Consider the following 12,327-nt stretch of genomic DNA (forward strand, 5'->3'; position numbering starts at 1 on the left):
CGCTCAGGCGGCGGTGTCCTGTCCCCGCGCCGCCGCCACGTCCACCTGGGCCTGGGCCCCGGGCTCCCTCCGGGCCTGGGCCTTCACCAGCCGGGGCGCCAGCACCAGGGCCAGCGCCAGCGGCGCGAAGAGCATCGCCGGGAACTGGAAGCGCAGGTCCGGGTTGGGTGACAGCACCAGCCACGCGGCCGTGTTGGTGAGCGCGCACTGCATGGCCAGGAGCACGCCGATGCTCCGCTGACGCCACAGCACGACCCCCAGCGCCGCCAGCAACAGGTACAGCGACGGCGCGGGCTGCCACATGGAGACGCGCTGCCAGCGCTCACCGATGGAGGCCTTGAGCAGCATCTGGGTGTATTCCCAGTTCAGCTTGGGGAACCAGGAGTGCGTCTTCCAGCCGAAGAAGTTCCGGTCCACCGCGTTGCCGCTCGGGTCGAACGGGCCGATGTAGAGCCTCGAATCCAGCGCCCACAGATAGCGGGTGACGCACACCCACTGGTCGAAGACGGCGTCCGGGTGGCTCTTCGCGAAGCGCCCCACCACGCCCGCCAGCTCCAGCGCGCGGCCCTCCAGCCGCTCCGGGTGCTCGAACAGCGGCGAGCCGGGCCAGATGAGCCGCCCCACGGCCTCGCAGTCATAGAGCCGGCGCCAGTCCTCCAGCGGCATGAGGGACGTGAGCGTGCGCACGTCCTCCGGGGGCAGGGAGTCCGCGTAGTGGGCCGCGGTGCCCAGCCGGTGGATGCTCAGCACCTGCGTGAGCAGCGGCGGTGACGGCTTCACCCCCGCCGCGATGTACACCGGCCCGCGCACCAGCAGCGTCAGGCCCACGCCCACGATGGCCAGCGTGCCGCGCTGCCGGGTGCCCCGGTAGCGCCACAGCGCGCTCACCAGCAGCGGGAACGCCAGCAGCGGACCGTTGTGGCGCAGGAGGCTGATGCACGCGATGCACAGGCCCAGCCGCGCCGCGTCCTTCACCGTGAAGACGCCGGTGCGCTCCGCGCGCAGGACGATGAGCACCACCCACAGGCACATCAGCGTGAAGGGCGCGTCCTTCCACACCGCGATGACGTTGGTGCCCAGCGCCGGAGACAGCGCGGCCCACGCCACCACGGCCCACCGCGCCCAGCCCGGCGCCTTCCAGTGGCCCAGCTCCTCCAGCACCTTGCCCATCAGCGCCGCGAACAGCAGCACCTGGAGCCCGCTCACCGCGGCCATGGAGTCGAACGGCCCGGCGATGAGCCACAGCCACCACGTGTGGAACGGCGGGTGCCAGTTGAGGAACTCGCGCTTGACGACCTGGTCCCACTGCAGCAGCGGATCAAACCCGATGAGCCCCGGGAAGTAGAGCGCCCACAGGAAGCCCCACGCCAGCGCGAGCGGCAGCGCGTACTTCGCCCAGCCCGCGCGGCTGCGCGCGAACGCGGCCGCCGTCCCCGTCCCGAAGCGCGCCTCCAGCAGCAGCCACAGCACGAACCACGTCCCCAGCACCATGCCCGGGTCCGCGACGTCCAGCGCCCAGAAGCCCGGCAGCAGCCGGGGAACGGTGACGGTGGCGACGCCGCCTTCGTCCACGCGCTGCTCGAACGTGAGGGGCGGGGGCTGGCCGAAGAGCAGCGGCGCCCGCATGCCCACCCACGTCACCTGGGACACGCGCCGCTCGGACATGTCCGTCAGCACCACCTCCGCGGACACGGAGCGGCGGGGCAGCGGGATGCGCACCTCCTGCATCCCCTCCGGCACGCCGTCGCCCAGCACCTGAGACAGGGCCTCCGCCGTGAGCGGCATGGACTGGGGGCCGTGGCCCTCGCGCTGGAAGGTCACGCCGCCGGTCTGCGGCCACGACACCTTCTCGTAGCGCAGCCGCAGCTCCGCGGGCGGTCCCGCCTGGTACTTGAACAACGGCCAGACCGCGAGCGCCGCGATGAACGCGATGCCCGCGAGCCCCCCCGCCGGCAGCCTCCGCCCTCGCGGCGAAGCTGCCGTGCCCCCTGCTGACTCGGTCATTCCTGCACTCCTGAAACCATGGCGGGTCCCCCCCGGCCGGGTCCTTCGCGCTGCCTAGCTGCCCGTGGCGCCGGTGAGCCCCGGCCGCAAGAGCGGGGCCTCGGAGACGAACTTCAGCTCCGGGTGCTTCTCCTCGGCGTGCTGGAGCGCCCAGTCGTCACGGAAGAGCACCAGGGGCAGCCCGTCGCGGTCCTGCACCGTCTGACGGTTGCCTTCCCAGTCGAACTGCTTCGGGTCGAAGTTCTGGCCCACCACCCAGCGGGCGTGGCTGAAGGGCAGCCGGTCCAGGGCGATCTTCGCGCCGTACTCGTGCTCCAGGCGGTACTGCAGCACCTCGAACTGGAGCGCGCCCACCACGCCGACGATGGGGTCCTTCATGCCCATGGAGAGCTGCTGGAAGATCTGCACCGTGCCCTCTTCGGACAGCTGCTCCAGGCCCTTCTCCATCTGCTTGCGGCGCAGGGGGTCCTTGGAGCGCACGATGGCGAAGAACTCCGGGCTGAAGCGCGGCACGCCTTCGAAGAGCACGTCCTGCGAGCCTTCCGCCAGCGAGTCGCCGATGCGGTACTGCCCCGGGTCGAACAGGCCGATGACGTCCCCTGGCCACGCGTCTTCAATGGACGTGCGCTCGGCGGCCATGAACTGGCTGGGCTTGGCGAGCCGCACCTCCTTGCCCAGGCGCGAGTGGAAGGCGTTCATGCCCTTCACGTAGCGGCCGGACACCACGCGCATGAACGCGATGCGGTCGCGGTGCGCGGGGTCCATGTTCGCTTGAATCTTGAAGACGAAGCCCGCGAACTTCGGGTTCGTGGGCTCGCGCGGGCCCTGCGTGGTGGGGCGCGACGTGGGCGCGGGCGCCAGGTCCAGGAACGCGTCCAGGAAGGGCCGCACGCCGAAGTTGGTCATCGCGCTGCCGAAGAACATGGGCGACAGCTGGCCCGCGTCCGACTTCTCGCGCGTGAACTCGTCCCCGCCGATGTCGAGCAGCTCGATGTCCTCGCGGAGCTTCGCCAGCTCGTTCTCCGTGAGGACCGTCTTGATCTCCTCCGAGTCGATGGGCACCGAGCGCTCCGCCACTTCCGACTCGCCGTGCGAGCCCTCCGCGGAGAACACGTGCACCACGCGCGCCTGCCGGTCGTAGACGCCGCGGAACTCCGGCCCCATGCCAATGGGCCAGTTCATCGGGTACGAGCGGATGCCCAGCACCTGCTCCAGCTCGTTCATCAAATCGAGCGGCTCACGGCCGAAGCGGTCCAGCTTGTTGACGAAGGTGAAGATGGGGATGCCGCGCATGCGGCACACCTTGAAGAGCTTCTTCGTCTGGGGCTCCACGCCCTTCGCCGCGTCGATGAGCATCACCGCCGCGTCGGCTGCGGAGAGCGTGCGGTAGGTGTCCTCGGAGAAGTCCTGGTGGCCCGGGGTGTCCAGCAGGTTCACCGCGTGGTCGCGGTAGCTGAACTGGAGCACGGACGACGTGACGGAGATGCCGCGCTCCTTCTCCAGCTCCATCCAGTCGCTGGTGGCGTGCCGCCGCGCCCGCTTGGCCTTCACGCTGCCGGCCAGGTGGATGGCGCCGCCGTAGAGCAGCAGCTTCTCCGTCAGGGTTGTCTTTCCCGCGTCGGGGTGGGAGATGATGGCGAAGGTCCGTCGCCGGGCGACCTCCCTCTCGAGCTCGTTGGCCATGATCCGAGGCCAACTATCACGGGCGGTCGTTCCTTGCAGCTGTGCAAGCAGCGCCAGGAGGTCCGGCCGGGCTCCGGCCCTCCGGGGCAGCCCTCCCTCAGGCCCACATCGGAGCACGCCATGCAGCGCATCCTCCATGCCACGGGCACCCCCTGGGAGCCCCGGGTGGGCTACTCGCGGGCGGTCCGCACGGGCCCCTTCGTGTCCGTCTCCGGCACCACCGCCACGGACGCGGCCGGCCAGCTCGTGGGTGAAGGGGACGCGTACCGGCAGGCCGCCCAGGCGCTGTCCAACATCCGGGCCGCGCTGGAGGCGGTGGGCGCCCGGGTGGAGGACGTGGTGCGCACGCGCATGTACGTCACCGACATCTCCCGCTGGGAGGAGATTGGCCGCGCCCATGGGGAGGTGTTCTCGGCCATCCGCCCCGCCACCTCCATGGTGGAGGTGAAGGCGCTCATCGACCCTCGGATGCTGGTGGAAATCGAAGCGGACGCGGTGGTGGCGTCCGCCCTGCCCTGACGCCGCCCGGCGCGTGCCCGTGGGGTGGCCGTCCTCCCGGTGAGTCCCTACCTTCCAGGTACCATGGGCGTCGAATGGAAGAGCAACATCGACATCGCTGACGCGCTGGAGCGGGTGGCGGACCTGCTGGAAACGCAGGACGCGATGCCCTTCCGGGTGGGGGCCTACCGCAAGGCGGCGGCGACCATCGCGAACTGGCCGGACTCGGTGGCGCAGCTGCTGGCGGCCGAGGGCGAGGCAGGCCTGCGGGCGCTGCCCGGCGTGGGCAAGAGCATCGCGGGGACGGTCGCGGAGCTGGTGCGCACGGGACACGTGGGGCTGCTCGAGCGGCTGGAGGGTGAGTCGTCCCCCGAGAGCCTGCTCGCCAGCGTGCCCGGCATCGGGCCGGAGCTGGCGAAGCGCATCCACGAAGAATTGGGCATCACGACGCTGGAGGCGCTGGAGCTGGCCGCGCACGACGGACGGCTGGAGCGCGTGGAGGGCTTCGGCCCCCGGCGCGCGGAGCAGGTACGCGAGGTGCTGGCGGCGCGGCTAAGCCGCAACCGGCGGGAGCGCGAGCGGGCGAGGACCCACGCGGGAGAGGACGAGCCGCGCCCGACGGTGGCGCTGCTCCTGCGCGTGGACGCGGACTACCGGCGCAGGGCGGAGGCCGGGGAGCTGAAGCGCATCGCGCCCAAGCGCTTCAACCCCTCCGGAGAGGCCTGGCTGCCGGTGATGCGCGAGCACGCGGACGACTGGAACTTCCGCGCGCTCTTCTCCAACACGGCGCTGGCGCACCAGCAGAACGCCACGGACGACTGGGTGGTCATCTATTACGACCAGGACGACGTGGAAGGCCAGTACACGGTGGTGACCTCCCACGTCGGGCCGCTCAAAGGCAGACGTGTGGTGCGAGGGCGCGAGGACGAATGCCTCGCGCACTACGCCCGCGAGGACGCGGCCCACGAAGCGCCGCACGCGGGGGCCTGACTCAACGGCTCACGGCGCCGGTGAGTACACGTCCACCGCCACGCGCGCGCCGCCGCTTCCACTGCCGCCCGCGACGAGCACCCGGCCCGAGGGCAGCAGGGCCAGCCCGTGGTGCGTGTTGCGCGTGGAGAGGATGCCCGCGGGCGTCCATGCGTTCATCGCGGCGTCATACACCTCCGCGGAATCGAGCACGCCCAGCCCCGAGCCGCCCTCCCCCGTCACCACCAGCACGCGCCCCGTGGGCAGCAGCGTGGCGTGCGGCAGGTAGCGCGGCATGCTCATGGGCGCCACGGTCTTCCAGGTGCCGTGCGCCACGTCGTACAGCTCCGCCGAGCGCAGCGGTCCATCCACGCCCCAGCCGCCCGCCACCAGCACCTGGCTGCCATTGCCCAGCGGCACCGCGATGTGGCCGTAGCGCGCCACCGCCATGGACGCCGTGGGCCTCCACGTCCCCGTGGCCGGGTCATACAGCTCCGCGCTCGCGGTGATGGCGTCCGTCCCCGTGGAGCCGCCGCCCATCACCAGCACCTCGCCCGAAGGCAGCGCCACCGCCGCGTGGTACGTGCGCGCGCGCGCCAGGGTCCCCGTGGGGCTCCAGGTGCCCGTGGCCGGGTTGAACAGCTCCGCGCTCGCGAGCGTGGAGGCGGTGCTCGCGCCCGACGCGCCTCCCGTCACCAGCACCTTGCCGGAATTCAGCAACGTCGCGGTGTGACGGGCCCTCCCCGTCACCAGGCTTCCCACCTGGGTCCAGGTGTCCGTGGCGGGCGCGTACACCTCCGTGGCGGACAGCCACGTGGACGCATCCTGCTGCCCGCCGCTCACCAGCACGCGGCCATCCCCCAGCGGCGTGGCCGAGTGCAGGAAGCGCGCGGAGCTCAGCGCGGCGGTGTCCCGCCAGGTGTTCGCCGCCTCGTCGTACAGCGCGGCCCCGGACAGCGCGCCGCCCGAGGTCGACACACCGCCCGCGATCAACACGTGTCCCGTGTTCAGCCGCGTGGCGGTGAGCTGCGAGCGCGCGGTGCCCAGGCTCGCGGCCGTGCTCCACGGCAGGACGGACGGGCGGTAGCGCTCCGCGGAGGCACTGCGCGAGCCCGCCTGGGGCACGCCGCCCAGCACCAGCACCTCTCCCGACGCGAGCAGCACGGCGGCGTGGCTGATGCGGCGCGACGACATCGTCGCCGTCTCCGTCCAGGTCCCGGTAGCCGGCGTGTAGAGCGCGGCGCGGTCCAGGTAGGGCTGCCCGCCCGTGGAGCCACCCGTCACCAGCACCTGCCCGGAGGTGAGCAGCGTCGCGGTGTGGAAGACGGACTGGAACGGCAGCGAGCCCTGGGACGTCCACGTGCCGGTGCCCGGGTCGAACAGCTCGGAGGTCTCCGTCGCGAGGCTGCCCGCGAACCCGCCCGCCACCAGCACCTGCCCGGAGGTGAGCAGCGTCGCCGTGTGCCCCATGCGCTGGGTGACCATGCGGCCCACCGCCGTCCACTCGCCCGTCGCGGGGTCATAGCGCTCCGCCGTCGCGAGCACGTCCCCGTTGGCGCTGTCCCGGCCGCCCGTCACCAGCACCCGTCCATCCGGCAGCAGCGTCGCCGTGTGGCCCAGCCGGGCCGCGCTCATCCGGCCGGTGACGGTCCAGGTGTTGTTCGCGGGGGAGTAGAGCATCGCGCTGGACAGCGCGTTGCCAAAGCCGCTGTCGCCGCCCGTCACCAGCACCCGGCCATCCGGCAGCAGCGTCGCGGTGTGCTGGGAGCGGGGCAGGTCCAGTCCCGTCGCGGCGGACCAGCCGTTGGTGTCCGGGTCGAACAGCTCCGCGCCAGCCGAGCCCAGCACGGAGGTGCCGCCGCCCACCATCAGCACCTTGCCGGAGGACAGCAGCGTGGCGGTGTGGCGCTGACGGCTGGTGCCCATGGCGCCCAGCGAGAACCAGCGGTTGGTGCGCGGATCATACAGCTCCGCGGCGGACGTCCCTCCACCCGCGACGAGCACGTAGCCCGAGCGCAGCAGGGTGGCGGTGGCGTCCACGCGCACGGAGGCCATGGTGCCGGCGCTGTTCCACGCGGACGTGTCCAGGCGCGAGGTGGACGTGGACGTGGAGGCAATGGAAGACGGTGCTTCAGGGGCACAGGCTGTCGCGCACGCAAGCGCGAGCGCGGCCAGCAGGCCGTGGAAACGGATACGGATCATCGAGGGGGGAGGTCCTTCACTTCGAGGGGGATGCGGCCTACGGCCGCCAGGGGGGCGGCCCTTAACCCAGACGCAGGAAAGACAACAGCGGAATCCCTATCAGCCAGACTCCACGGGTATAATCTGGCTTCATGCGACTGTTCCTCGCCGCCGTGTTGAGTTCGTTCCTGTGGGGCTGTGGCGCCACCCAGCCCGTCGTCGCGACGCACTACCGCTCCCATTCCCTCCAGGAGCAGGGCGACCTCCGGGTCGGCGGATACATCTCCTCCGAGTGGTCACTCCAGACCGCTTCGTACTGGCTTGAAGGACCGGAGGGCCTGGTCCTCATCGACACGCAATTGCTGCCCTCCGCGCTGCGCAAGGAGCTGGCGTTCGCGAAGGACGTCACCGGCAAGGAGCCCAAGCTCGCCATCGTCCTGCACGCGAACCCGGAGAGCTTCAACGGCACGGCCCTGCTCCAGGAGCTGGGCGTCCCGGTCGTCACCTCCGGCCCGGTGCGCGAGCGCATCCCCGCGGTCCACGAGAAGTGGGCGCCGTCCCTCTTCAAGCAGTACTGGAATGGCCGCTACCCCCGGGAGCTCGTGCTCGCGGACAGCTTCGGCGACAGCACCCGCGAATTGAGCGCGGCCGGAGTGACGCTCAAGGCCCACGTCCTGGGCGCGGGCTCCAGCGCGGCCCACGTCGTCGTGGAGTGGGAAGGCCACCTCTTCACCGGAGACCTGGTGGCCCGGGACACGCATAACTGGTTCGAGGGCGGCGACACCACGGAATGGCTCCAGCGGCTGGAAGAGCTGCGCGCCCTGAAGCCGAAGTGGATCCACCCGGGACGCGGCCTGCCCGGCGGGCCCGAGCTGCTGGACGCCCAGGCCGCCTACGTCCAGGCCGTGCGGGAGGAAGTCACCCGCGAGCGCCACGCGGAGCATCCCAGCAGCGACCCGCTGGCGACCGTGGAGGCCCGGCTGAAGGCGCGCTACCCCGGCTACGCCTACGACAAGCTCCTGCTCCACGTGGTGCGCGCGGAGTGGGCCCGGCAGGCGCGCAGGCCTTGAAGCTTCGGTGAGGCCTCAGCTGCTGGCGGACGTGTAGTGGCGGATGGACATCAGCCACACCCACCGCGCCACCGACGCGAAGGCCACCGAGCCCACCACCGCGCCCACGAGCCACGTCCAAGGCAGCCGGCCCAGCAGCGCGAGCGCGGGGAAGGTGGTCATCAGCGCCAGCGGGATGATGAACGTGAAGACCCACGACAGCGAGCCCCGGAACACCGAGGACGGCCAGCGGGCGGCGTCGAAGATGGACGTGAACAGGTACGTGAGGTTGTCCACCTTCACCACGAAGAAGGCCGCGCTCACCACGAGGATCCACATCGAGTAGAGGATGAGCATGCTCGTCGCCAGCAGCACCAGCGACGCGAAGATGCCCGGCAGCGACGGCCATCTGCCCAGCGACACGAACGCGTAGACGAACAGCCCCACGCCGGACAGCACGTTGACCGCGCGCCACGGCAGGAAGCGCTGCGTGGACACCAGGAACTGCGCGTCCGCGGGCTTGAGCAGCACGAAGTCCAGCGTGCCCTTGCGGATGTGCTCCACCATGCCCGTGAGGCTGGGGCTGATGGCGCCCTCCAGCACGCCCTGCAACAGCGTGAACCAGCCCACCACCAGCAGCGACTCCTGGAACGTCCAGCCCTCGATGCTGGGCCGCGCGCCGAAGACGACGAACAGCGGCGCCAGCGCGGTGAACGTCCACGCCAGCGACGTCAGCCCCTCCGCCAGGAAGTCCGCGCGGTACTGCAGCGCCAGCAGCCCGGAGGCCTTCAGCTGCACGCCCAACAGCCGCAGGTAGCGCTTCACGTTCACCACCGCCCTACCCTCCGAACGCCGCGAAGCGCGCCAGGCCCCGCCGCCACACGGCCATGGACACCACGCCCAGGCCCGCCACCCACGCCCACTGCGCTCCCAGCAGCGCCCACGCCTCCCTCGCGCCGTGCGCCCCCGTCAGCAGCTCCACCGGCAGGCCCATCTGGTAGCGGAACGGCAGCCACTCGATGACCGTGCGCACGCCGGGCGGGAAGAACTCCACCGGGAACATGTACCCGGAGCAGACGAAGAACAGCACCATGTAGACTTCCATCAGCTTCTGGCTGCTCTCCAGGAACAGGCTCAGCGTGCCCAGCAGCACGTTCAGATAGAACGTGATGAGCCACGCGCCCACGATGCCCAGCGCGAACAGGCCCCAGCCTCCCAGCGACGTGGGAACGGCCCGCTCGGCGCCCGCCGCCCACACGCTGATGCCCAGCACGGGCAGCACGATGGCGACGCGCAGCGGGATGCCCGCCAGCACCTCCGTCGCGTACGCCAGCAGTGGGGAGATGGGCCTGAGCAGCCGCATGGCCAGCGTGCCCTGCTTCACCTCGTAGCTGACCAGCCACGCCACCCAGGAGCTGGTCATCTGCCGCACGCAGAAGGCCGCGAGGAAGTAGCCCGTGAACTCCGCCTGCCCGAAGCGGCCCACCGCCCCGCCTCGCGCCACCGCCGACCACAGGGCCAGCATGATGAGCGGCATGGTGGTGGCCAGCACCCAGATGACCATCTCCGCGCGGTAGGCCACCGCCTCGGAGAAGCCGATGCGCAGCATCGTGGGCAGCGCCTTGAGCGACGTGCGCAGGCTCACGCGGGCACCGCCTCCCGGGCCGCTTCCGCCCGGCGCGCCTTGCCCTCCTGGAACAGCTCGCTCATGACCTCCTCCAGGGGCGCGTTCTCCACCGTCAGGTCCGTCACCGGCAGCGTGGACAGCGCGCGGCCCACCGTGGCGTTCACCGCGTCCTGCTGGACCTGGAGCACCGCCGAGCCCGGCTCGTGCGACACCACCTTGCCCAGCGCCGTGAGCAGGCCCGCGTCCACGGGCTGGCCCAGCCGCAGCACCACGCGCTTCTCCGGGCGCACGCGCTGCACCAGCGCGTCCAGGCTGCCGTCGTAGGACAGCTGCCCCTTGTCGATGACGATGACGCGCGGGCAGAGCGCCGCCACGTCGTCCATGTAGTGGCTGGTCAGGATGAGCGTGGCGCCCGTCTTCTCGTTGTACGCCTTGATGAACGCGCGCATCGTCACCTGCATGGACACGTCCAGGCCGATGGTGGGCTCGTCCAGGAAGAGCACCCGGGGGCGGTGGATGAGGGCCGCGGCCAGCTCGCACTTCATCCGCTCGCCCAGGCTGAGCTGGCGGGTGGGCTTGCCGATGAGGTCCTCCAGCTCCAGCAGCGACACCAGTTCATCCAGCGTCTGCTTGTACTGGAGGCGGGGCACGTCGTAGATGGCGCGGTTGAGTTCGAACGTCTCCGACGGCGGCAGGTCCCACAACAGCTGCTGCTTCTGCCCCATCACCAGCATGATCTTCTTGAGGAACGCCTCCTCGCGTAAGCGGGGCACGTGGCCATCCACGGTGACCTCCCCCTCGGACGGGTGGAGCAGGCCGGCGAGCACCTTGAGCGTCGTCGTCTTGCCGGCGCCGTTGGGCCCCAGGAAGCCCACGCGCTCCCCGGGCTGGATGTCGAAGGAGATGCCGTCCACGGCCTTGACGGTCGTGTAGCTGCGGTGGACGAGCGAGCGCAGGGCCGCCTTCAGGCCAGGCGGGCGCTTGTGGACCTGATAGTGCTTGCGCAGTCCGCGGACGGAAATCATGGCGGAGTGGGTTTAACGCGGTCGCCTCCGGGTGGCGACCCCTGATGTGAAGGCAACGATGAGCAACGCATACAGCAAGGACCTGGAGCGATGGCTGCCCCGGCTCATCTCCGTGTGGCGCGCGTCCCGGGGCCGGGGGGACGGGCCGGAAGGCCGCCTCACGCCGCAGGAGGTCAAGGAGGTGGGCGCGGGCGTGAAGCAGCTGTCGCACGGCCTCACCCGCGAGCGTCAGCTGGCCGGCGCCCGCTACATGGACGACCCGCGCCTCTTGGGCGCGTACCTCCTCTTCTACTGGCCGGTGTCCTACGCCCAGGCCCGCCAGGTGCTGGGAGAGCTGCCCAACCGCCCTCGCCAGGTGCTCGACCTGGGCAGCGGCCCGGGCCCGGTGGCCTTCGCCGCCATGGACGCGGGCGGCAGCGAGGTCACGGCCGCGGACCGCAGCAAGCCGGCGCTGGAGCTGGCGCGCAAGCTGGCCACCGAGGCCGGCGAGGCCCTGGCCACGCGCGAGTGGGATCCGCTGAAGAAGAACGCCCAGCTGCCGGAGGGCCAGTACGACCTCATCACCATGGGGCACGTCATCAACGAGCTCTACGGCGCGACGGATGAGGCGCTGAAGCCGCGCGCGGCGCTGCTGGAGTCGGTGCTCGCCAAGGTGAAGAAGGGCGGCAGCCTGCTGGTGATGGAGCCCGCGCTGCGCGAGACGAGCCGCAACCTGCTCAAGGTGCGCGACCTCCTGGTGGAGCGCGGCTACGCCATCCGCGCGCCGTGCATGTTCCGCGGCGCGTGCCCCGCGCTGGTGAAGGAGACGGACTGGTGCCACGCGGAGCGCGCATGGCCCATGCCTCGCGTGGTGGAGGAGCTGGCGCGCGCGGCGGGCTTCCACAAGGAATCGCTCAAGATGAGCTACCTGGTGGTGGCGCCCAAGGGCGAGGCCTGGCCGGAGCCGCCGCCGGGCCGGCTGTTCCGCATCGTCAGCGAGTCGCTGGAGGGCAAGGGCCGCCAGCGCTACATCGGCTGCGGGCCGGAGGGGCGCGTGGGCCTGGCGATGCAGGAGCGCCACCGCTCGGAGAAGAACGAGAAGTTCTTCCACCTGCAGCGCGGCGACGTCATCGAGGCGACGGACCTGGAGACGAAGGGCGACGGCTACGCGCTCGGGGAGAACGCCGAGGTGCGCATGGTGGCCCAGGCCGGCCGCGGCGTGCCCCCCGCGCCGAAACCCTGAGCGGGCACGACCAGGGCGAGGGGGCCACTCCGTAGGAGGGGGACAAGTCCTGGCCGCTGAAGCGCGAAA

Annotated in this window: 10 protein-coding genes; 4 read left to right on the forward strand and 6 right to left on the reverse strand. The window is 71.2% G+C overall.

Translation table 11 applies throughout. From position 1 onward, the window contains the following. Positions 1–3 precede the first annotated feature (3 nt). Positions 4–2,004, reverse strand: coding sequence for a hypothetical protein (locus D7X96_RS11795; protein ID WP_121769741.1), 2,001 nt, complete (start codon positions 2,002–2,004; stop codon positions 4–6). 54 nt (positions 2,005–2,058) lie between these two features. Further along, positions 2,059–3,687, reverse strand: coding sequence for a peptide chain release factor 3 (locus D7X96_RS11800; protein WP_120551358.1), 1,629 nt, complete (start codon positions 3,685–3,687; stop codon positions 2,059–2,061). Positions 3,688–3,807: 120 nt separating this feature from the next. Here D7X96_RS11800 and D7X96_RS11805 point away from each other — a divergent pair, with 120 nt between their 5' ends. Both D7X96_RS11805 and D7X96_RS11810 read left to right on the forward strand, forming a co-directional pair. Beyond that, complete coding sequence (locus tag D7X96_RS11805; RefSeq protein ID WP_120551374.1) at positions 3,808–4,206, forward strand: RidA family protein; 399 nt, start codon at positions 3,808–3,810, stop codon at positions 4,204–4,206. A 63-nt stretch (positions 4,207–4,269) separates the two neighbouring features. Further along, entirely contained in the window at positions 4,270–5,175 is a 906-nt protein-coding gene (locus tag D7X96_RS11810) for a helix-hairpin-helix domain-containing protein (RefSeq protein ID WP_121769742.1), read from the forward strand. A gap of 9 nt (positions 5,176–5,184) precedes the next feature. On the opposite strand, the gene D7X96_RS11815 is transcribed toward D7X96_RS11810, so the two are convergent. Beyond that, on the reverse strand, positions 5,185–7,356 hold the full coding sequence (locus D7X96_RS11815; RefSeq protein ID WP_244219546.1) for a Kelch repeat-containing protein: 2,172 nt from the start codon (positions 7,354–7,356) through the stop codon (positions 5,185–5,187). Positions 7,357–7,487: 131 nt separating this feature from the next. Here D7X96_RS11815 and D7X96_RS11820 point away from each other — a divergent pair, with 131 nt between their 5' ends. Next, the gene (locus D7X96_RS11820; RefSeq protein ID WP_244219547.1) at positions 7,488–8,405 is read left to right on the forward strand and encodes an MBL fold metallo-hydrolase; all 918 of its coding nucleotides are present in this window, start codon (positions 7,488–7,490) and stop codon (positions 8,403–8,405) included. Between the two features lie 15 nt (positions 8,406–8,420). On the opposite strand, the gene D7X96_RS11825 is transcribed toward D7X96_RS11820, so the two are convergent. The 3 genes from D7X96_RS11825 to D7X96_RS11835 are packed head-to-tail and all read right to left on the reverse strand — an operon-like array spanning position 8,421 to position 11,036. Next, positions 8,421–9,215: an ABC transporter permease gene (locus D7X96_RS11825; protein ID WP_121723320.1), complete on the reverse strand. Its 795-nt coding sequence runs from the start codon at positions 9,213–9,215 to the stop codon at positions 8,421–8,423. Positions 9,216–9,222: 7 nt separating this feature from the next. Beyond that, entirely contained in the window at positions 9,223–10,029 is an 807-nt protein-coding gene (locus tag D7X96_RS11830; protein WP_120552499.1) for an ABC transporter permease, read from the reverse strand. Next, complete coding sequence (locus tag D7X96_RS11835) at positions 10,026–11,036, reverse strand: ABC transporter ATP-binding protein (RefSeq protein WP_120552500.1); 1,011 nt, start codon at positions 11,034–11,036, stop codon at positions 10,026–10,028. Before D7X96_RS11835 ends, D7X96_RS11830 begins: the two co-directional genes overlap by 4 nt. A gap of 58 nt (positions 11,037–11,094) precedes the next feature. On the opposite strand from D7X96_RS11835, the gene D7X96_RS11840 reads away from it, so the two are divergent. Beyond that, entirely contained in the window at positions 11,095–12,258 is a 1,164-nt protein-coding gene (locus tag D7X96_RS11840) for a small ribosomal subunit Rsm22 family protein (RefSeq protein ID WP_121769743.1), read from the forward strand. The last annotated feature ends 69 nt before the right edge of the window (positions 12,259–12,327 follow it).

Origin of the sequence: Corallococcus interemptor (assembly GCF_003668875.1) — a bacterium.
GTDB lineage: Bacteria > Myxococcota > Myxococcia > Myxococcales > Myxococcaceae > Corallococcus > Corallococcus interemptor.